Below are 21,990 nucleotides of genomic sequence, written 5' to 3'. Positions count from 1 at the left end.
AGTGCGCCCTTCTCAAACCCTCTGCGCCTCCTTTGTACTGGCGGAAGCCTTCACAAACGGGACCAGAGGCTTTCAAACGGCCACCCTGAATAGGGCACTCTGACCCTTATCTCGCCCCCCTATTTCGATCCGATGACGGACATTAAGACGTCGCATCTACTGTCGGCGAACTTAGGCGATTGAGCATGAATACGTATGCATAGAACCTCTAATGCAGGGTAGGCAGCTCATTGAACCACCATTGAGGCATATATTACCGTCGAACGGACCAAATGGTGGTCATCGAACAGGGGTAGTCATGCGTTACCGCTTTGCTTTCACGTGGGTCGCAATTTTCGGTTCGTTAGGCTGTGCAACTGTGCGATCAGCGCATGCAGAAGTCCCCTCCTCGATCATTCATTCAAAAAAACTCGATTCTTTGACAGCGCTACGCTCGCGCCCTGCAGAAGGCGAGGTTATCTACCTGGTCATACCAGACCGATTTGCCAATGGGGATCCTTCGAATGATCGAGGTGGTTTATCCGGCAAACGTTCTGAGACCGGTTACGATCCTACCGACAAAGCGTTCTATCACGGCGGCGACCTTAAGGGCGTCACCTCCAAACTGGACTACATCCGCGGCTTGGGCGCGACAGCCATCTGGCTAACGCCGGTATTTCGCAACAAGGCCGTTCAAGAGGAGGATGGATACCAGTCCGCCGGCTATCATGGCTATTGGCCTGTCGACTTTACAGATATCGATCCGCATCTGGGGACCAAGGCAGACTACAAAGCGTTTGTGGATGCGGCACATGCGCGCGGCATGAAGGTGTACTTCGACCTTGTGGTTAATCACACAGCCGATGTCATCAAATATCGCGAGTGCCAAGGCAAAGCCTGCACCTATCGTTCTCGCGCTGATTTCCCTTATACCCGCAAAGCGGATTCCAAGGGCGCAATCAATCAAGGGTTTCTCGGCGATCTGCCGCCATATCTCACGACCAGCAATTTTTCCAAGCTGACCAGCCCAAACTACGCCTACACACCCTACGTGCCGGCGGCCGAACGCCACATCAAGAAGCCCGACTGGCTCAACAACCCAATTTATTATCACAACCGCGGCAACTCGATCTTTCGGGGTGAGAGCGCCCAGTTGGGAGATTTCATGGGTCTTGACGACATTTTTACCGAGAACCCTCGGGTGGTTCGTGGCTTCATCGATATCTACAGTCGCTGGATAGATGATTATGGGATCGACGGTTTTCGCATCGATACCGCGCGGCACGTGGATGCGCAGTTTTGGCAAGCATTTGTGCCTGCGATGCTGGCCAGGGCGAAAGCGAAGGGAATTCCCAACTTTCATATTTTTGGGGAAGTGATGGAATTCACCCCTGGACGGCTTGCGCGCGCCACGCGCGTCGATGGGCTTCCGGCGGTGAACGACTTTGCTCTTCAGGCCGCGTTGGTTGACGCGATCGCAAAGGACGGTCCGACGTCGAAAATCACTGATGTGTTTCAAGGTGATGCGCTTTACGCCAAGGGTGATGCGACAGCTGCGGAACTGGTCACTCTTACCGGTAATCATGATGTTATGCGTTTCGCACACGCGGTGCGTGAGGCAAAGCCTCATGCCTCTTTTGATGAGGTCATGAGACGAGTGCGCCTGGCTTACGCGGTCATCCTGTTCTCACGTGGAATTCCCGCCATTTACTATGGAGATGAGCAAGGCTTCACCGGAGAGGGAGCGATTGATCAGGATTCGCGCGAGGACATGTTTCCGACCAAAGTTTCCAGCTATCAATCGGAGCCACGGCTTGGATCCGAGGCGCCTGGCAATAACGACCACTTCGACGTGAACCACCCGTTGTACAAGAGCATTTCCAGAATGCTTGCCGTTAGAGCTGGCGAACCAGCTCTCCAACGAGGTCGCCAAATATCTCGCTTGTCCGGTGATGCACCGGGGCTGCTTGCGATTTCTCGCTTTTCGCCTTCGGGCGATGAGGTTTTGGTCGTTTTCAATACAAGCCTCGGCCCGATCTCCGGTCGAGTCCTCGTCGAATCGACCTCACAACGGTGGACACCGTTGTACGGAAAATGCCAGCAGCAGAGTGTTGCTCCCGGCAGCTATGCGGTAGAGGTTCCAGCGCTCGAATTCATCATATGCAAGGGCTCGAATCGGCAGTGATGGCTCAAGCCATTGCCACCCAGAACGCACCCAGAACGGGGTCAGGTTCATTTAATCGATGGCTGGGAAGTGAGCCTGACCCCATCGTTACCCTCGCGGTGGACAATCGCGGGTGCCGAATGCACAGTCACAAGATACGACTGTCCTCCGCCATCACTGGGTCAACTTGGACTCGCGTACACCGGCGTGGCCCTTTTTCGCATCGACGGCATGCAGTGCCGAGCGGGCAGCCAGGTGTCCATCTTCGACACAGGGGGCAGAGTCGACTTTCAAGCAGCCACTCTGAAAAGAGCGCTCCTACCCCTGTTTCTCAATGCCGGCACGACTGGCGCCGAGGGTCACGTTCCTGCTAAAAAGAAGCTGCGGTCACGCCATGGGGGAGTGTTCCGCAGCGGTGCAGGCTGGCCGCATGGCATCGGAACGCATGCTGAGATCGCGCACGAATTGTCGATCACCGGCGCCACTGCCGCTTCCGGCACGCCCTATGCCTCCTTGGGGCACCTTCTTCGACCCGCGGAACCCGCGTCGATGAATGCCGGCGATGGTCAGACTGGCGACAGCGCCGGATTGGCGGCTCCGATTGGTCCGGCGCTTCCTCCGTCCCTTCCGCCTCGACCACCGCCGCTGCCATACCCGCCGGCCGGGGCGCCGACGCCGACTCAACGCGGCTATATTGCCGCGCACTGGCACGGGAATCTCTCGCTGGCGCTGAGCTACTGGGTCAACATGGTGCTGGTGGCGGTTGTTGCACGCGAACTGCTGGTCTGGCTGCGCAGCCTTGACTGGCAGCACCATTCGATGGTCTGGGCGACTGCCGTGACCGCGATTGCCGTTCTGGGCTGCCTCCTGATCGCCGTGTGGCAGTACGTTGGCGTGTGGCGCGCTGCCGAACGCAGTGGCACCGGCTGGAGCGTAGTCGCACGGATCATGGTAGTGATCGGCTGCATCGGCGGTTGTTTCGGCATGTTCAACAATGCCCGGATCCTGACCGACATGGTGCACGCAGCCACCGTGCAACGGACCTGGAATGACTTCAGCATCAACGTGTCGCCCGACGGCAGCGCCATCGACGCCACCGGCTCCATGGGCTTTGGCTTCGCCGATCGGATCGAGCGGGCCTTCACCGACCATGCCGGTATCCACATGCTGCGCATCGCCAGCCCCGGCGGCAGCGTCAGCGAGGGCGTCGACCTGCACGATTTCCTGCACGCCCATCCGGACATCACGGTGCAAGCCGACGGCATCTGTGCCAGCGCGTGTACGCTCGCTTTCATCGGCGCCGCCCAGCGCTGGGCCACACCGCGGGCATGGTTCGGCTTTCACCAGATGCGCTCGCTGCTGGCAAACACGCGCTCGGTCGACTACGTGACCACAAAGCAGGACGACTTCAAGCGCGAGCTGCGTGCGCTTGGAGCCAGTCCCGATTTCATCCGGCTCGCGTTCGCCAAACAGGGTAATGACGTGTACATCCCCGACAGCGCCGAGCTGTTTGGCAACCACATCATTACCGCGATCGACGCCAACGGGAAGCGCTGGCAAGCCGATGCCTGGCGGAGCGAGCAGTTTCTGCAGGCACTGCGCCACGACCCGCATGGCCGCACGCTGGCGCAAACGTTCGACCGAATCGCCGTGGTGCAGCCGGCGATCTACCGGACCTGGGTGCTGGGTGACTTGGCCGTACCGTCAAATCCGCGCAGCGCCGCCGCGGCGCGGCGCAACGACAACTTCTGGCATGCCCTTGACGCCGCACGCGCGCACCAGCTCGAAGTCGCCTCGGCGCAGGACGTGCGCCGTTATGCGCTGAGCCATCAGCAGACCTTGACGATGTTGCGTCAACAACTTTCCACATCTGCTTGCGGTCGTTACGCCAGCGGCATCGCCATCAGCCTCGGCCCCCACGCCGGCGCATTCAAGGATATCGTCGGCCCTGGGTATCTCGCCTTGTTCTCCGGCAACGACACCGTCCAATTGCCGTCACCGGCATGGCGCGCCAGCCTGACCGACGCCTTGCACAAGCATCAGGAGGAGCGCTGGGTTTCGCAGGGCGAACTGGTCGATGAAGTCCATTGGTCGGCCAATTGCAATCGGCAACTGGCCACTCTCGATCAACTGCTGAACGCTCCAGGCGCCGCCGGTGACCTGGCACTGCGCGCTTATCTGCTGGCACGGTGAACGATGCACCTCGCGGCGCGGCACGACGCGGCCGTCGAGTAATTGGGTACGAGATCGAACCGAGGTCATCGATCGGAGCCGACTTTCCACCGAACCGGCTCGAAAGTGCCCAGACTCCAGTTTTGGTTTTTTGGTCAATCCACGTGTTGCGGAACAACAGCGATCTGCCTGATCAACGCCTGTGACTCTTCTTCTGACGTCGTTGACAGTCTGAGTCCATCTCTAATCGGGCCACTGATGTCGGCCACCGAAACCACTTTCCCGTCCACCACGATAGCCATCTGCCTGCCGATTGCTGCCTCCGACACTCGCAACATGCGTTTTCCGCCTTCCGGACTGAACCGAAAATCGACCGAACATGCTCCATCCAGGCATCCACCATCGCGCACATAGGCGATATCGCGGGTGCCGACAACGATGTTGGGATCTAGATGGATGGCGTGCACACCCGAAGGTAACTCTGCCAATCGGTAGCCCGACCGCGCCTCGAAAGTACCGAGATGGAACTGGACATCGGGCCCGGGCGGATAGGCCGGTTCGCCAGGATGCCCACAGGCTGCTAACAGCACAGCCATGGAGAGCCATACCCATGTTTTCGAATCAGGCATCATGCCGCTCCAGTCGTCGACCATTGAATTGCGGCGCAAGAAAAATCAGGGCGCATGCGTCTCTACAGACGACAAGGAGCGCCCTTCCCCGCTTCCAGCTGATTACCTATGCTCTACTTTCGACCTTCGGTCGACAAGAAATAGGCGCGCACCTTCGTTCCGATGACCATCTTGTAGGCATACACGCCGAACAACACGCACATCATCAATCGACCCACAACAGCGCCAGCTTCTTCAGCGCCTGACTTGATCGCGAACAGGGGATGCGGGTCGGGATGGAAGCCGGCATAAAGCACCATCAGTGCGAGCAGGACCGCAAACACGGCACAAACGGCCCGGCCCCAACGTGGGCGAGCAAACGCCGCATAAACAACCGCAGCCAGGAACATAGTCGCGACGGCTTGGATAGCGACCATGAGCAGCACGCGCCAAACCGGGATGGCACTATTCGGCCCCAACCCCATTGGCACCTGCAGGATGACCTTCAGAAGTCCAAAGGCAGCCGACACACCCAGCAGCACCGACAACACCACAGTCACCCATATAACAAACGGCCTGGTCATCAAACTCCCCCTTTGAGTTGTTCATTGCGTAACTGGGCCATTCCACTCCGGCCCCTTATTGCCGTGCTTTTGTGTTTGGAAGTGAACTCGCTGCGCATGCCGCCAGCGCCCGGCAATGCTCGCGACAATGATGAAATCGATGCCGAAGAGCATGGTGAGCATGCATCTACGGTCAAAACGGGGTCAGGTTCACCTAATCCATGGCTGGGAAGTGAACCTGACCCCATCGTTACGTTCGCGGTGGACAATCGCTAGTGCCGAATGCCCAGTCACACGATACGTTTGTCTTCCGTCATTACTGGATCAACTTGGACTCGCGTACACCGGCCTGGCCCTTTTTCGCATCGACGACATGCAGTGCCGAGCGGGCAGCCCACATGCCCATCTTTACTTCCTGCCAGACGTAGTAGATCTGCCCGGCCAACATGTCGATGGTGACCGATGAATCCTTCTCGGTCTTGGATGTGATGGTATGCGTCCCCGCCGGAAGCTGCTTCTCGATGTAGGTCTTGGCAGCCGTGTCGCCGACCGCCGCGTTGTCGATCAGCACCGGCATCTTGATCGCCGCGCCAAAATTCTCGTTGCGATAGATATAGACCGTCGCCTTGTCCGCGGACGGCGTGAACGACTTTGCCTGCATATCCGCACTCTGCCCGGCCATGGGTACGCTTGCACAACCCGACACGACCAGTACGCCCGTCAGCACGAATGCCGACAATAGTTTCTTGAACATGATTTCCCCCTGATTGATGAACTCCGTCCTGGATCCATCACCGATTGCCGTCGGACGCCATACAACCCGGTTGCATTCCTCTAGGCAGCGCGGATCCGGCAAGGCCGGCATTTGTCATTGTGACTCCCGTCACGAACGACCTCGTCATAATCGCACGTCATGTGAACCGTGACGACCCTTCGCGCGACGAAACTTATTGCGAAAAATAGACGTGCATACTCTCAATTATTGATTTATGCGGCGAAAGGCACGATTTTTTTTGCGGAATCTATCGGTCACCACAATGCCATCGTGAGCACGGTACTTTCTCGTGGCCCGCGCTTGCGTAAAAGGCACCAGCAGACTATTCCGGCCATACTCGTTCCTGAAGGCGGCAGTACTGCCCCGGAAGTCGGATATTGGACTCGCAGCTGCAAGCCTCCATGGGCGGCGCCGAAAATCTTGCTGGGCTAGAAGTCCTGTTGTCTTTACATACCCCAGCGCGCCTTCAGAAGCTCTAAATGCTTGGTGTTGTTTGCAGACGGATGCCGTTGGTAGAAGGTCAAGACATTCTTCCTTGCTTCAGTGTCGCCAGTGTCTCCAAGGCGCTCAAGCCACAAAATGCCCTGATCTTCGTCTCCCAGATAGAGCATGTAATAGTCGACAAGCTTATTGATGGCACTCACGTCACCGTGCGCTGCCTGGTCTTTTACCTTCGGAAGCTCAGACTGACTAATTGAGAAGCGCTCGCCTGGCGTTGGAACCGCCGCCTCCTGAGTCGCGTGGGCTGCGCATCCGATGAGCACAATAGAGCTGAGCAGGAGGGTAGCCAACACTCGAGAAATGGTTTGATTTTTCCGTGTCATGGAAATGTCCTCATTGTTCCCGGGCTGTCGGTGTCCATTGTGCTGTTGGCGTTCTTCCCAAAAATAAGCGAAGGCCCTGTGGACGTCGGATCTTGGTTGTACCAGACATAGCTCGTTGGTGCAGTGACACTCGGAAATGCCCCAGTCTTGCTGATGTCTTCCGCGATGGAGTTGTCGCCCATGCCTGTTCGGCAGGCATAGATGATCACCGGCATATTGCTAGTGCAACCTTCGGTCTTTAGTAGATTCACGATCTGCTGAGGATCATCCATACGCTTTGTTGTGTCCCCTCTGGTGTCATAGATGAAGCTCGGACTTCCGTGTGAATAGACTAGACATGCGTTGGGATCATCTTTGTACTCATGTGCGCGCTGCAGGAACACGGAATCCCTTTCACCAAAGAGGATGACTTTCTTGAGCCCCAAAAGATCGATGTCTTGAAGAGGGGATGAGTCAACGTAGGAATATGACGCGAGGCCGCCGGCAAGCCCGATGGGGTCGCTTTGAATGTAGCGCCCAGTCGCCGCCTCGTAGTCTCGATTGACGTTGTACGCAAGGCCGCGTTCGGAATCAAAGTATTGGCCTGGATAGCGCAGATTGAGTACATAGCCTGTCGTCGACGTCGGCGCTTGCTGTCCGAACGGGTTGCCTACATAGGGCCACGACCAGATCATCGTGCCGGCGCCGTCAGTGACGGCCCGCGGCGTGCCCAGGCCATCGACGTGCACGTAGTTGACCACGCTGGTGGTAACGCTGCCGTTGATGGTGTTGTCGATCACCGCCAACGGGATGTCGCCCAGCCACACGTAATCCCGGTTGTTTGTGACCACCGTGCCTGCATGTTGGTGGTGCTTGCCTTGGTGTTTTCCGTTGCCCTTTGACAGAGTGGTGCTGCTCGTCCCGTATTCGCCGATCAGCTGGCCTGCTTCGTTGTAAGCGTAACGTTCGGTCGTCGCCTGCGGGAACGTGGCCACCTTGCCGATGCGCTGCCCCATCGCGTTGTAGGTGTAGGTGCCTACGGTCGCGCCATTGAGTTGCGCCACCGTCAGGCGGTTGCGCCCGTTGTAGCCGAAACCGTAGGTATTGCCGCCGATCACGCTGCCGGTGGTGTTGCCGTTGGCGTCGTTGGCACGCGAGATACCATTGATGCTGGCGAGCTGGTGGGTGCCGCTGGTGTAGAGGTATACACCGGTGGCCAGGCCCGATGCCGTCTTGCTCCGTCGATCGCCGGTCTGGCTATAGGTGTAGCTCTCCAGCGCAGCACCGTTGTCGGTGATACCGGTAAGGCGATACAGCGGATCGTAGCTATAGGCCTCCGTGGCAGGATTGGCCCCCGGGGCATTGCCCAAGGCGACGATGTTGCCCATCGCATCACGATTGAAGTGCAGGTTGAGCGCCTGGCTGGTCAGGTCGGTCAACCGGTAGTTCGCGTCGTATGCGCGCGTCACGACCTGGCCATTGCCCAGCGTGTAGCTGCTGATCGGCCCAAACGGCAGGTAGCTGATGTTGCTGACCACGGTCGGTGGCGCCGTGCTCGTCCCTGCAGGGACCACCTGCACGCTGCTGACCCGGCCGTCGCTGTCATACGCGTAGCTGATCGCCGTCTGGTCAGGTGCACTCACGCTGCTGAGGCGATCTCCCGCGGTATACGTATAGAACGTGGTGTCCGTCTGGCTCGCTGTCACCTGCCGCTTCTGGATGACATTGCCCCGACCGTCATAACAGAACACGGTAGTGACGCCGGCCTCCACCACGCGCGTCAGTCGTCCGATCGGACGGGATGCACTGCAGCCGGTCACCGCATTGGCCTCGTCGTAGGCGTAGCTGACGTTGAGAGTGGTGTCGGCGTAGCCGGTGCTGATCAGGCGATTGTTCGCGTCGTAGGTCGACGTGCTGACGATGCCCTTTGCGTCGATGTGCATCAGGCGATTGCCGGCGGCATCGTAGGTATCGCTGCTGGTGCCCGTGTCCGGGCTATGCAGCGCCGTGCGGTTGCCCAGACCATCGTAGTCATAGGTGGTGTTGAGGCCGTCCGGATCACCGACGCCCTCCAAGTTGTCGCGGGCATCGTAGGCGAACACGCTCTGGGTGTTCTTGGTTGCCGGGTCGGTACCGTTGTAGTTGGCGATCGTGCTTTGCAGCCGGTTGAGGGCATCAAAGCCTTGCACACGCTGGATGCCCAGCGCGTCCGTGGACTGCACCAGATTGCCATTGCCATCGTAGCTGCCACTGGTGCCGGCGTTGAAGACGATGTGGTTCAGGCCATCGACCACTGCCGTGAGCTGGCCCAGGGCGTTGAAGGTGCGCGACAGGCTGTGCACGACAGTGCCGGAAGCAGTACGGATCTGCTCGCCAGTCTTGTTGCCGGCGTTATCCAGCGTGTAATGGACGACGTTGCCCTGCGCATCGGTGATGTCGGTCAGGCGGTGGGCGGCGTCGTAGGTATAATGGGTCGTGACGCCGTCCGGATCCGTGATCGAGGCCACCGCACCATACGCAGTGTAGGCCAGGGTCGTGGTGGCACCGCCGACGCTGCGCGAGGCGAGCCAACCACGAGGCGTATAAGTCAGGTTAGTGACCACGCCGTTGGCGTCCTGCAGGCTGGTGACGCGGCCGGCACCGTCATACGTCAGATAGCTGGTGGTGTGGCCCAGAGCATCGGTCACCGACTGCAGGTCGCCATGATGCACGGTGGTGCTGTCGGTCAGGTAATACGTATAGGTGGTGACGTCGGCCACCTCGGTGCGCGGACCGTCCACGGCAAGTAGCAAGCCCACGATCGGGCACTGGGTGGTATCGACGGCCGTGCAGTAGCTGTAGGTCCAGCGGCGGACACCGGCCGGCGGCGTGCCGGTGGTGGCGCAGGCGTAGCTACTGGCCTGGGCCGGATCGATCTCGCAACGCGCCAGTGGCTGGCCAACGGTGTTGTAGACCCAGCTGATACTACTAACCACGTTACTATTGGCATCGGTCACGATGCGTGTGAGTGGTACACGCAGAGCGGTGTTCCATGCCGTGTTGATCGTGCGTTGCATAGGCGTCCCGGACGCCTCTATGCGACTCTCTTCAAGATGTGCAGCATCAATGGAGTAGTGCGTGGTATTGCCGTTGAAATCGACCGTGCTGGTGAGATCGCCGGCAGAATTGTAGGCATATCTCGAATTGATGCCGCAGTCTGCGCAAGCAGAACCGTTGACCGTGGCCGTATGGTTGACGTTCTGAACTGTTTGGAATGCATAGGCTTTGGAATCGCCCGATGCATTGAGAACCGTTGTGCTGCCGTCAGCGTTATAGGTGAGCTGGATAGCGCCTGCACCGTTGGCGTGTTCGCTGATAGTGGCTCTGGATTGGCCGTCATATTGAAAGGTGGCAAAGCGTTGCCCCGACTCATCCTGTATTCCGGTGAGAAGATTGGGGCCTGCACCTGTCCCAACATTGCCGGACTCATTGTAGAAATACGTCCGTGTGGTGTTGCCTGGATGGGTGACTGAACTTAAGTTACCAGAGGCATCGTAAGCATAAGTGCTTATGCCACCATCCGGTGCTTTGAGCTGTGCTACTTGGTTGGTACTGTTATAGGTCAGCGCGAGTTGACGACCGAACGAATCGGTGACGGTGCTGAGCCGATCTGTGGCATCGTAGGCCAATACAAGGCTTAGGCCGTCTCGGTTTGTTTCTGAGCGGAGTGTGCCGTCAGAGTTATATACCTCGACAATTTTGTTTTCATCGGTGTATTGCCAACCAGTGATAGCCCCATTGCCCGCAGTGAACTCGAGCAGAGAACCCACTTCATCTGGCGTTGCACACCACAGACTTCCACATTTATTAAAGTAGCGAATTTCCCCATTGTCACGAAACAGCTTCGCCTCTGTGGAACTTTGCAGCACTAGAGAGCGACTAAATGTATGCGTCCACTGAACGCCCAGGGTGCCATCACCACCGAAACTAGCGCTGTTGTAATAGCGATGAAAAGTTAAAGGAAAAGAGCCAAAGCCTTCGAAGTCCGTCTCGTCCTCGAACTTGTTTCCCGTGGATATGTTTACTGGATTGCCCAGCATTGCCCCGCCGCAAGAGCTGCATCCCTTAAATCCCAGATTGCGTTCTACCGCAGGAACATCTTGGCCGGGGGCCTTAAAACCGCCGCCACTTGTATAGTTACCGTTCCCCGGCGAACTCCACCATATTTGAAACCCGCCTGAACCTGGAGGATAGACAGTTGTGTAGAGATATGTCAGTGGCCCGAAGTATTGCCTCAGCGTACTGTTGTAGTACGTCTCGGAACACGACCGGTACTCGCTAATCGTTCCCTGCGACGGGCAAATGGTTCCGTATGGGGGCGACGCATTGGCGCAAATCCCCGATCCGCAGGTGTAAATTGGAGAAGATGGTGTTGGACCACTAGCTGCGAGCGCCGAGCCGCTGAGCACGCTTAAAGTGATCAGAAGCCACACGCTAAGTCTTAGCACGATATTCCTAAGCGCTATGCTTCCTATTGAAAAATCTTGAGCCTCTCTCTGCAACTCGGTTGGCTGTGGCAAGGTATGCTTATAAATGCCACGCGCAGCGCCGACAACATTTCCAGCGAAGTTCATAGCGCCCCCCGAGGTTGCTGTGCTTTCCATCACGCGCCGAACGAAGTCCATTTGATTCCCCTGTGACGTGGATTGCTGTGTGTGCGGAACGTCCTTTGCCATCGAAAGCTCATCCCGTGACAGGCGTTATAGCAAATCAGGGTGACGTCTGCAGCGGCCTGTAGGAAATTAAACCAGATCTGGTCGTAAGCTCCCCCGTCAAGCAGACACTTCAAAAGTACCCCGGGTCGCACGTGCCCCTCAAGCCTAAGAGCGCGACTAGATAGACGTTCAACTGTCAGCTTTGGGTCGGTTTCTGCCGGTCGACGCCGGCCTTAAAAATCGGGGTCAGAGTCGACTTTCAAACGGCCACCCTGAAAACGGCACTCTGACTCTTGTTTCTCAGCCCAATGAAAGGCCCGGGCCATATCCACGGCGGTGTCCACGTGGTCGAGCCGGCCAATGACCAGATTCGGATAAGCGCCATCGGCGAGCAGTCCGCAGTGGTCTGCGTTGCAGTCGATAGACGTCGAGTCGCTTCCTGCAGCGTGCGCGCTGAAACTGGCCAAAAGGCAAACGAGTGCCAGCCGCGCGACAGCCTGCAGTCCACTGCCAATGCGCACGATGAATCCGTCCGTTGTGATCGGACAGGCAGTCGCACTTCGGCTCTTGGTCTTCCCTGACATCAGTGACCCCCCAGTCCTGACTTCCATGGCGTCATCACGGGCCGCGAGGCGCCCGGACGACTGCGGCCATCATCGCGTCGGCCGCGCGCCAGCGTCAATCAGGCAAGAACTTGCGATGACGTCGGCCGCACCGACACAACTGCACCAATGATCCTTCCGACGAAATTCAGGCCCGCCTCATCCGCACCATCGTCAAGCTGGATCTGAAGGATAAACCCACGCGTCGTGTGAAAAACCAGTGCGATTAGCCGGCTGGACACCATCGCCCCGCGATGAGGAGGCAACCGCCAGCCCCTGCGTGGATTCCACCTGCGGCTACCGCCCGCGGCAGCTGCCTGAAACATCCTGCGTTGTATCGCAATAACCTTCGTGCTAAAAGCGGCCGGGGGAGGTCCCGCCGTGGATTCCAAGAGTGCATTCGTGTACGGACAGGTCAGGCGTGCCCTGCAGGCGGGACGCTACGCTCCCGGGCAACGGATCGATCCGGCCACGCTCGCCTCCGAATACAAGACCAGCCACACGCCGGTTCGATTCGCGCTGTACCGCCTGGTGGGCGAAGGCATGGTCACCGACCATGCACGCAACGGACTGCACGTGCCGTTACTCAACGAAGTCGCCTTGCGCAACCTCTACGACTGGATGGAGCGGCTGTTGCTGATGGCATGCGATATCGGCGAGGCGCCGACATTCCAGAAAACCGGAAAGCTGGAACTCGCAACCGCCGACGGCGACCTGGTGAAACTGACCTGGCAGCTGTTCGATGCGATCGCCCGCGCGACCGCGCACGAACCCCTGCACCATGCGGTGAAGCGAGCCAACGACAGGCTGGCGCCGATACGACGGGCCAAACAGGAATTGTTCGAGCACACCGGCGAAGAGCTTTCGCAGTTGAACCTGCACTGGCAGGCACGCGACATGCCGGCCCTGAAGTCCGCGCTGCGCGACTATCACGAGCGCCGCAAGCAGCTCGTTCCTAGCATCGTGGCCTTGCTCAGCGACCGCTGCGGTTACTTCAGCTAGCCCGCGCCGCCCGAAGAAGCATCGAGGTCGATGCCGGCATGGCGGAACGACCAGCACGCTCCCGGAATAATCATCGGAAGACAGCGCAATAATCATTTGAAAATCAAAATCTCTGCCTCCTACGCTGCCCGCGTCATGGGACTGCCATGACGCAACCGCAGGAGACTGAGATGGACACGAACGAGAACATCCGCAGCAATGCGCAGGACGATGTCATCGAGCTCGGCGTCGCCAGTGTTGAGACGAAGGGCCCTGGCCCATCAAACGAAGGGACTGGACAGGGCATTCCGTTCGTTCCCGGCATTTCCGAGGAATAGCAACCCCGGGCGCGTACCCATGGTGCGCGCCCTATTCCGAGGGACGGACGATGCACTATCGGCTCAGGGAAAACCTCTCGTACTGTGACGTTGACGGACACCTGATTTTTCTCGACGTCGCGCAAGATCGGTACTTCAAGCTGACTGGCGCTCTTGAGAACGCCATGCGACGCTTCCAAGCACATGAAGATATCGCCCCCACGCTAGTGGATGGCCTCGTGACCGCGCGGATATTGGTCGAAGCACCGAACCTGAAAGGTCGTACCGCAATAGCGAACATCCGGCGCCCGACTTGCAGCGCAATCGAGCAGCCCGCCACGATTGCGAGTCAACGGATCGATATGGCCATTGTCTTCGAAGTCATGGCGATCGTCTGGTCTACCCGTCGCCAACTGAAGACCCGCGCACTCAAAACGAATCTCGACGAAGCCCGCGCATACCGCGACAGAAAAACAGGTGCGCACGAGATCGCTACACCCGCCGCCCCTGAAGACAACCTGCTTCAGGCAACCGGACAATTCGCTCGGGCGCGCCGCTATGTGCCCATCGAGCCGATCTGCCTCCTGGATTCCTTGTCCCTACTTCGATTCCTTTCGCGACGTGGACTATCGGTGAATATCATTTTCGGCGTGACGCCGGATCCCTTCGCCGCGCATTGCTGGGTACAGGCCGGCGACATTGTCTTGAATGAAACACTCTCCGACGCCCATGCGCATACCCCCATCAGGATGGTCTGATGAAATACCGCTATATCATTTTTCTCGGTGAAAGATTGAAGCGAAGCACGGACTACACGCTTCAACTGAACAGACTCCTGCGCGCCGAAGGAATGATCTGCAAGCTTGAATCAGCGTCGGTCGGGGTCTTCGCTTCCATTGATGTCCCTACCCTTACAATACACGGGCACGGTCTGCTCATCGGCCAGGTTTTTACCAAAGACGGCCAGCTCATCTCACAACCTCTAGATATCGATGGCTCGGTGCGCGAACTCACCAGTCGCCTGCTGCAAAACACTTGGGGCAACTACCTCGCCATTTTTTGCGACCGCGACAACCCCTCGGCGACCACTCTGCTACGCGACCCTTCTGGCGCTGTGCCGTGCGTCTATTCGCTCGCCGATGGCGAAGGCTTCATTACTTCGGACATCGACCTTGCAGTCGACCTGGGACTCTATCGCAGCGAGGTAAACTGGCAGGCCATCGCACATGGCCTCACCTTTCCCTACCTCAAGACGGCGCGTACGGCACTGCAGCGCGTCAGGGAATTGCTTCCAGGCAACATGCTGGCCTGCCAGGGAAGGGATGTTTCGGTTCGCTCCGCCTGGTCGCCGTGGCGCTTCGTGGAAAAAGGCATTCGGCACACAGACCCTCATGTGGCCGCCGAAGATGTCCGAGATGCCGTATCCAGCGCGGTCAGGGCTTTATCCACGAGTAACGACAGGTTTTTGGTTGAGCTGTCGGGCGGGCTGGATTCCTCCGTAGTTGCTGCCTGCCTACGCCACGCTTTGCCGCGAGCCATCTTTTGCACACTGGTCATGCCCGTGGCCGGAACGGACGAGCGCCCATACGCCCGTCTCGTGACGGAGGCGTTGGGTCAGGAACTCTTCCCGGTGGAGGTTGGGTTCAACAATGCCCGCTTCGAATTTCCCGTACCGCGCTCGTCCGTCGTTCCTGCAGTCGGGATTCTTCAGAATGCCACCAATGAAGCCTGGGAGGCAGTAGGTACCCTATATGGGGTGGATGGTTACTTTTCGGGTGACGGTGGCGATACCGTTTTCTGCTACCTGAAGACCGCTGCGCCTGCCGCCGATGCGTTCAGGGAATGCGGCACCATGGCAGGTATCGCCGCCATCGGAGACCTTGCAACCCTTCACGAATGCACGGTCTTTAAGGCCAGTCGATTGGCTCTCAAGAAATTGCTGCGTCGGCCACATACGGCTTGGAAAGAGGACCGCACCCTGCTCAACCCAGCTTGGGTGACCACGGTGCCGGAGCATCATCCCTGGATGGAAGCACCCCCGAATGCATTACCCGGCGATCGCGAGAGAATTCATGACTTGGTCGGGACTCAGCTATTCAGGGACGCCACACTTCGCGCCGCGGGGCACTCAACGCATTTTCCACTGCTGTCTCAACCCGTCATGGAAGCCTGCCTTAACGTCCCGACCTGGATGTGGATCGCTGGCGGTCGAAACCGCACCGTCGCCCGCCAAGCCTTCGCCGATCTGCTACCACGAACCATTCTCGATCGACGCAGCAAGGGCTCGTACACGGGCTATATGGCTGCCATCTATATGCGCAACAAGTTGAAGATCCGCGAATTCCTAGAAGGCGGGCAATTGTGTGCACATGATCTGCTCGACCGCTCCGCATTGGCGGATTTCTTCGCCAAAGACCTTGCACCTCGGGACCTGTCGTTTCTTCGCCTCTTCGATCTGTGTGCGGCCGAGAACTGGGTGCGTCAACAAGGTCACGATCCATCGTGAGCGCCCGCACCAAAACGACTTTTTGCGGCCTTCTTCATTCCACGCCAGATACGGTATTGCCCGGCCCTGTCCGGACTGGGATCTTCATAGTCTTGCAGCCAGAAACGGAACCAGTCGACGTTACGCTCGTACACAGCCAACTTGTGCTTGGGCTGGAACTTGACATGGGTCTCGTCCGGAAATGCGTAAATGTCCGCCTGATGCCTGCGCATCAGGGGCAGCGCATAGTCTAGGGTCATCCGGTATTCCCGCTCGGGCATCTGGAACAGGATCGGCGCCCGGATCCTATCGAGTTGATACACGGGCGAGACTTCCTTCCACCGCTTAGGTGTTTCGTTCGGCGCGCCAAGCTGCCACAGTTTCCGAAGGGTGGGACGGAAGGCGTCCTGCAGACTGTTGAACAGGTAATAAGTCGGCGTCACCGAAGTGCCGCTGACGGACGCAGCACTCACCACATCTGAATGTGCCAGCGTCCACAACGTCACCTCGCTTCCATAGCTGAGCCCGCCCATGCCAACGCGCGTCCGATCGATGCGCCCCTCGGCGGACAGAAGCGTCACAACGCTCTCTATGGCCGCGCGTCCCTGATCGTAATGTGCCACGGTATCCAGTTGAAAACCCGGAAGCGCATTTATGCAGAGCGCCGAGATGCCACCCTCGGCCAGGGTGGCAAGTGGCCACTCATTACCCACCCCGCCGCGCAGAAAGCCATAACAGCTATAGAACGTCACGAACAACGGTGGTGGATGGCCGGTACGTGCGCCGCGCGCCTCGAAGAGCTGGCCGGTGAACTCCCTACCCTGCGCGTCCTTCCAACGGATCAATTTTGCCGGCGCCATGGCCAAGATATCGGCCTCCAGCCCCTTATTCGGCGCGAATAAGATCCGCCGATGACCACTGGCTACATCAATCGCCTCGAGATGCGGCGGATGGTCGGCCTCGGCCGCGATGCACACCAGCGTATCGGCTGACAGCGTGCAGGGGCTATCCCAGTAGAGCTGGCTTCCGCTGAGCAGCCCATTGGAAAGCACGATCGGCCGCACCGTGTCCGTGGCGACATTCCACCCATAGACTGACTGGGCCTTAGCGTTGTCGATGGTCGTGAACAGGATCTCATCGCTCCCGGTCCGCCATTGGATATCCGTAATGTCTCTATGACGGCATAGCTTGGCTATGCAACGAATCGGACGCGAAGCATGTCTGTCCGGCAGCATGGCCAACTCGACATACCGGCTCATCAGCAGACTCTTGTCCTTACGCCCGGGCAACAGTACCGCGATGCGTCCATCGTCTGGATGCTGGGCGATCTTGGTCGGCGCCGCCGGCAGATCGGGCGAAAGATCGGCCGGCGTCAGCGGACGCGCCGGCCGCTCCGATGCGGACAGGTCTCGGGTTGTCATCGTTGCCAAGTCGACAGACTTCCAACGGCCCGGCTCTTTTGCCAGCAAGGGCCCGAGCGAAAACCATCCTCCCAGGAACCGCAGCGTAGTCGGTCGCCCATTGACTTTGCTCGACCGGAACAGCCCGTCAGCGATAAACACCGAGTCATCGATGCGAATGCCACGATCGTACTCGGACTCTTCGGCGGCGATGACGTCTTCCCGTGTCGGACCGACGCTATATGTGAGCGTTTGCCCATCACCGCTCAGCTTGAAATCCCGCACGTCTGCCGGGTCCGGTGTCACCGCGCGAGCCCCGGAACCATTCGCTGCGGCGCGCCAGACGGAGACGCGGCCATCGAGGCGGGCGCGATAGTAGATCCACTTTCCATCCGGCGACCATACGGCCTGTGATGACAGCACGATACCGCTGAGGTAGTCGCGCAACGGCGCACCGCCATCCGCCACACGAAGCAGCGGAGACTTCCCATCAAGGGCTTGCACATACCAAGTAGTGTCGTACATGTTGCGTTCGATCGATGCCTGCTCGGCCCGGAAGGCCACGTACCGTCCACTGGGCGAGATCACCGGGTTACTCAGATCGGTAACCTCCAACAGGCGCCGCGGCGAAATCGTTTCCGCATGCAGCAACCCGACGGCAGCCGCGACCAGTACGATAAATGCAAACGCCGAAACCCAACACGTAGGGAGCTTCCTTGTCGAGGAATCCAGACGCACCCCGTCGGCACAACCGTCCTCGAGGCCGGTCGATAAAGAAAGATTCATGATCTACCCCTACCAGTGCTTGGAGACCGAGACGCTGACGAAACGCCCGATCGCCGAGTAGTTGGTAGCGTCGTACGGCACAAAAATCGCCACCGCCGAGGTATAAAGCGGAGGCGCGCGATTCAGCAGGTTCTGCACCGACAAACCGAGCGTCAGCCCCGATAAGGGGCCAGCACGCTCACCGAGGTCGTAGTTGATTGTGCTATCCAGCGTGGTGAACGACGCGGTCTTCTCCGTCATCGTCGCAAGACGGTTGGTCACGCCGCCGGTGTAGTTGACGAAGCCCGACGCGCTGAAACCTCCCGATGTCCACACTGCACCGACACGGCTATTGAGCCGGGCCGGATTGAAGGCAGTGCCAGCGAGCGCTTGTTTGGGTTGGCCGGCGCTGGTCGTCTGTGCACTGTCGAGCCAACTGGCCGATCCACGCACCGTCAGTTGTCCTCCGCCAAGATCGAAGCGGTACAAACCGGACAGATCGAGACCCTTGATCCGCTGCCGTGCCGCATTCACGTACTGGTCGTGGATAATCGCCACCACTTTGCTCGGGTCATAGGCGACGCCGGATAGGTTGTAGAAGGCGCTGTTGTAGACGGCGAGAAGATCCTGAACCTGCTCGGGCGTCGGCGACCGATTCACAAAGCCCGCATAGGCTGGATTACTCAGCGCCTGCCGGGTGATGAGCGGTTCAACCACCCGGTCGGTGTAATCGATGTCGAACCAGGTTAGTTCGGCATCGAGCCCCGGTAATGCTTCCGGATGCAGGGCCAACGAGGCCGTCCAGGTCCGCGCCCGCTCAGCACCCAAGTCGGTGTTACCACCATAGGACTCCAATGCGGTCGCATCGGCGGGACTGCCGCCCGCGCCTACCGCGGAAGCTTTCCACAGGTAGGCGACCTTGCTCTGGTAGCGCTGCAGCAGCGTGGGTGCCTTAAACGATTTTCCCCAAGAGGTCTTGAACGTGACGTCGGCGGTGGGGTCGTAGATCACCCCGAGCTTCGGCGTGGCTACCCGGCCAAAACTAGCGTATTCCTCGCCACGCATCGCAGCACTGAACTCCAGGCGATGAACGCCTGGAATATCCGAGGCAGGCGAAACAAACGGAACACTCAGCTCGGCGTAGGCGAACCGCGCCTGTTCCTCGCCGCCGTAAGCGCTTCCGGACACCTTTGGCACAGTCCGGAATTTGTTTGTCCGCGACCCGATACCGACGGCCAGGCGTGCCTCCCCTCCCCCCGCCGGGAACAGCGGACCCTCGGCGCCGAGCTCCCAAGAGCGGCCTTCGTTGCAGTAACACGTCTGGGTTGTGAGTCTGCTTCCCGCCGCCGACACGAGATGGCTCGCAAAGATGGTGTCGTCCTTGCCGTACGTTCCACCGAGAGTGATGGACCAGTCATTTCGAAGAAAAAATTCGACACTTGGCGAGATCAACCCGATCGACGTACTCGGGTTATAGCGGTTATAGGAATTGGCCGTCAGGCCTAAGTATTCCGTCGTGTCACGCTCGGTCCTGAGCGCGTCAAGTCGCAATTCGGCCACGTCGCCCATCGACTGGTGCACGCTGACTAGACCACTACGCAAGTTGCTGCCGTTGTAAATCGTATACGGGTCGATCAGATACCGGGTGTAACTGCGCTGGCGCGCATAGATGGGATCGACATCCACATCCTTGAAAGTTGCGATCAACCCACCGCTCGCCCAGGTGGTGCCGGCGGTCGCGGTGTACTCCCGCGTTGCCAGCCCGCCTTCGGTCGCGCCGCCGTAGCGCGCCCCCAAGGTCACCCCATCGAAATCGCGCTTGAGGATCACATTGGCCACACCGCCCACCGCATCCGAGCCGTAGATAGCCGATGCACCATCCGGGACAATTTCCAAGCGTTCGACCGCCTCAACCGGAATGGCGCTGATGTCCAGCCCCTGGGAATACCCGTCATAGACCAGACGGTGCCCATTGAGCAGCGTCAACGATGCGTCGGGACCCAATCCGCGCAGGTCCAACGCGGAGCCGCCAGTGAAATCCCCATTGCCAATGCCACCGGTAGTACCGATCACGCCCGGGTTCTGCCCACCAGAGAAGTTCTGCGGCACGCTGCGGATGACCTCGCCGAGGTCGGTGAAACCTTCTTGCTGGATCTGCTCGCTACCGATCGTAATGACCGGTGAGGGCGTGGTGCCGCCGCGGATGCGCGTGCCGGTGACGGTCACGGTCACGGTCTGCAGATTGATGGCCGCTGGGGCCGCGGACTTGTCGGTCGGTTTTTTTTGTTGCGTCCTAGTCGACGCCTTGGCCACCGACGCCCTACCCTGCGTGGCCGTGCCTGTCGTGGCGTCTTGGGCAACGGCCCACCCGTTAGCGCCGGCAGCGGCCGCGAACAAGGCGATGGAAATGGCGTTGCGTAGCGTGTTTGTCTTCATGCTGATCCTTTGCTTTCCCCTGATTGACGCGTTGCCGGTCGCTGCTTGATCACAGGCTCGAAACGCGCTTCTCAGCGCGTACAAACCTGCCGCCAGCTAAGCCGCCACGTCTGTCTTCACCCCTCACCGGCTCCGGCTGGATTGCATTTGCACCAGATCGCCAGCAAAAAGCCCCATGGCTACGATAAACGTAGCTTTGTTAACACTACGTTTTACGTAGTATCAATGTCAAGCGCCCGTCGGGAAGCTGCTGCATATCGAAACTGATATGCGCCTATGACCGAAAAGTGCCCGGCAAACATCTACGGCCGCCGCCTACGCGAGGCACGGAATAGCTATGGCTTATCTCAGGAGAAGCTGGGGATAGCGGCGAGGCTTGATCAGTCAGTAGCGGGCAGCCGCGTCAGCCGCTACGAGACGGGCAAGCACGAAGTGAAACTTGGACTGCAGAAATTGTTCGCCAAGGCTTTGGCACTGCCTTTGAAATATTTCTACATCGAGGACGACGAGGAAGCGCGACTGATCGCGGAAGCTTCGCGCAGCGATAAGCCGGTCAAGCTGAAAGAGGCGATCGAGAGAAAGCTGAAGGGAAAGTAGAGCCGCCGTCGGGAGCAGGCTCTCGCCATCCTCCTGGCTTGAATCATGCCCACGCGTAAGCGACATGCTTGAGAAGTAAGACCGCCATGCGATCGCCGGCCGTGGCGGCCATCATGCCCACTTGACCAAACGAGTCCCAGCGCCTCCCAGCGGAGCTTCTCGGCAGGCCAGAAGATCACTACGTTTACCGTAGTATCACATTCCCACATGTATCCGGAAGCTTCCCTACATGGAAGCTCAAGACACATGCGCCCGTGGCTGAGAAGGGCCCGCTCCCCGTATATAGCCGTCGGCTGCGCGAGGCACGCGAAGCCCTCGACATCTCACAACGCACCTTGGGCATCAAGGCCGGCTTGGACGAATTCGTCGCCAGCACGCGCGTCAACCGCTACGAAACAGGCGTACACCAGCCCGATCTGCAGACCCTGCAACGCCTCGCAGCGGTCCTCAAGCTGCCGGTGGCCTACTTCTATGCCGAAGACGACGAACTTGCGCAGCTGATTGCCAATTTCAAGGGGCGAAGCAAGGGCAGGCGCTGATCGGAGGCTGCCAAGTAGGTACGAGTTGGGGACTTCCACACCGGACGCCTCGACGGCAAGCAAGTCGAGGGACCGGCGCCCGTTGCGACTTTATTCCTCCACCCTTGTGG

General features: G+C 59.0%; 17 protein-coding genes. 8 read left to right on the top strand and 9 right to left on the bottom strand.

Features of this window, described 5'->3' with window-relative positions; genetic code table 11:
- The first annotated feature begins 298 nt into the window (after positions 1-298).
- Together DEO45_RS14250 and DEO45_RS14245 are read left to right on the top strand one after the other, a co-directional pair.
- Positions 299-2,164, top strand: a complete 1,866-nt coding sequence (locus tag DEO45_RS14250; protein WP_114344931.1) for an alpha-amylase family glycosyl hydrolase — start codon at positions 299-301, stop codon at positions 2,162-2,164.
- 186 nt (positions 2,165-2,350) lie between these two features.
- Positions 2,351-4,336, top strand: a complete 1,986-nt coding sequence (locus DEO45_RS14245; RefSeq protein ID WP_114344930.1) for an ATP-dependent Clp protease proteolytic subunit — start codon at positions 2,351-2,353, stop codon at positions 4,334-4,336.
- A 134-nt stretch (positions 4,337-4,470) separates the two neighbouring features.
- Here DEO45_RS14245 and DEO45_RS16515 read toward each other — a convergent pair whose 3' ends face one another.
- From DEO45_RS16515 to DEO45_RS14215, 7 genes are all read right to left on the bottom strand, one after another.
- Entirely contained in the window at positions 4,471-4,968 is a 498-nt protein-coding gene (locus DEO45_RS16515) for a SecDF P1 head subdomain-containing protein (protein ID WP_147269703.1), read from the bottom strand.
- Between the two features lie 89 nt (positions 4,969-5,057).
- Positions 5,058-5,507, bottom strand: a complete 450-nt coding sequence (locus tag DEO45_RS14235) for a hypothetical protein (protein WP_114344928.1) — start codon at positions 5,505-5,507, stop codon at positions 5,058-5,060.
- Positions 5,508-5,528: 21 nt separating this feature from the next.
- On the bottom strand, positions 5,529-5,669 hold the full coding sequence (locus DEO45_RS16630) for a hypothetical protein (protein ID WP_189339765.1): 141 nt from the start codon (positions 5,667-5,669) through the stop codon (positions 5,529-5,531).
- Positions 5,670-5,802: 133 nt separating this feature from the next.
- Positions 5,803-6,240, bottom strand: coding sequence for a DUF2846 domain-containing protein (locus DEO45_RS14230; RefSeq protein WP_114344927.1), 438 nt, complete (start codon positions 6,238-6,240; stop codon positions 5,803-5,805).
- A 467-nt stretch (positions 6,241-6,707) separates the two neighbouring features.
- Entirely contained in the window at positions 6,708-7,085 is a 378-nt protein-coding gene (locus DEO45_RS14225) for a hypothetical protein (protein WP_147269702.1), read from the bottom strand.
- On the bottom strand, positions 7,082-11,143 hold the full coding sequence (locus tag DEO45_RS14220; protein WP_189339764.1) for a DUF6531 domain-containing protein: 4,062 nt from the start codon (positions 11,141-11,143) through the stop codon (positions 7,082-7,084). The genes DEO45_RS14225 and DEO45_RS14220 overlap by 4 nt, the downstream gene beginning before the upstream one ends.
- 848 nt (positions 11,144-11,991) lie before the next feature.
- A complete protein-coding gene (locus tag DEO45_RS14215; protein ID WP_147269701.1) occupies positions 11,992-12,279 on the bottom strand; it encodes a hypothetical protein in 288 nt (95 codons plus the stop codon).
- 462 nt (positions 12,280-12,741) lie between these two features.
- Here DEO45_RS14215 and DEO45_RS14210 point away from each other — a divergent pair, with 462 nt between their 5' ends.
- From DEO45_RS14210 to DEO45_RS14195, 4 genes are all read left to right on the top strand, one after another.
- Positions 12,742-13,362 (top strand): GntR family transcriptional regulator, encoded by a 621-nt coding sequence (locus DEO45_RS14210; RefSeq protein ID WP_114344923.1) that lies wholly within the window; start codon positions 12,742-12,744, stop codon positions 13,360-13,362.
- Positions 13,363-13,532: 170 nt separating this feature from the next.
- Complete coding sequence (locus tag DEO45_RS14205) at positions 13,533-13,679, top strand: benenodin family lasso peptide (protein WP_189339763.1); 147 nt, start codon at positions 13,533-13,535, stop codon at positions 13,677-13,679.
- A gap of 50 nt (positions 13,680-13,729) precedes the next feature.
- Positions 13,730-14,416 carry a lasso peptide biosynthesis B2 protein gene (locus tag DEO45_RS14200; RefSeq protein ID WP_114344921.1) on the top strand — a complete coding sequence of 229 codons (687 nt, stop codon included), beginning with the start codon at positions 13,730-13,732 and terminating at the stop codon, positions 14,414-14,416.
- The gene (locus DEO45_RS14195) at positions 14,416-16,164 is read left to right on the top strand and encodes an asparagine synthase C-terminal domain-containing protein (RefSeq protein WP_114344920.1); all 1,749 of its coding nucleotides are present in this window, start codon (positions 14,416-14,418) and stop codon (positions 16,162-16,164) included. Before DEO45_RS14200 ends, DEO45_RS14195 begins: the two co-directional genes overlap by 1 nt.
- Here the strand turns inward: DEO45_RS14195 and DEO45_RS14190 are convergent.
- Positions 16,149-18,329 carry an Atxe2 family lasso peptide isopeptidase gene (locus DEO45_RS14190; protein WP_114344919.1) on the bottom strand — a complete coding sequence of 727 codons (2,181 nt, stop codon included), beginning with the start codon at positions 18,327-18,329 and terminating at the stop codon, positions 16,149-16,151. The genes DEO45_RS14195 and DEO45_RS14190 overlap by 16 nt on opposite strands.
- 9 nt (positions 18,330-18,338) lie before the next feature.
- Entirely contained in the window at positions 18,339-20,744 is a 2,406-nt protein-coding gene (locus tag DEO45_RS14185) for a TonB-dependent receptor (RefSeq protein ID WP_114344918.1), read from the bottom strand.
- Positions 20,745-21,020: 276 nt separating this feature from the next.
- Between DEO45_RS14185 and DEO45_RS14180 the strand changes: the two genes are divergently transcribed.
- Together DEO45_RS14180 and DEO45_RS14175 are read left to right on the top strand one after the other, a co-directional pair.
- Complete coding sequence (locus tag DEO45_RS14180) at positions 21,021-21,341, top strand: helix-turn-helix domain-containing protein (RefSeq protein WP_114344917.1); 321 nt, start codon at positions 21,021-21,023, stop codon at positions 21,339-21,341.
- 254 nt (positions 21,342-21,595) lie between these two features.
- A complete protein-coding gene (locus DEO45_RS14175; RefSeq protein ID WP_223250887.1) occupies positions 21,596-21,880 on the top strand; it encodes a helix-turn-helix domain-containing protein in 285 nt (94 codons plus the stop codon).
- Positions 21,881-21,990: the final 110 nt, after the last annotated feature.

The sequence above is a fragment of the Rhodanobacter denitrificans genome (assembly GCF_003335105.1).
In the GTDB taxonomy this organism is placed as follows: Bacteria; Pseudomonadota; Gammaproteobacteria; order Xanthomonadales; family Rhodanobacteraceae; genus Rhodanobacter; species Rhodanobacter denitrificans_A.
This window is presented reverse-complemented; position numbering and strand designations above follow the sequence as displayed.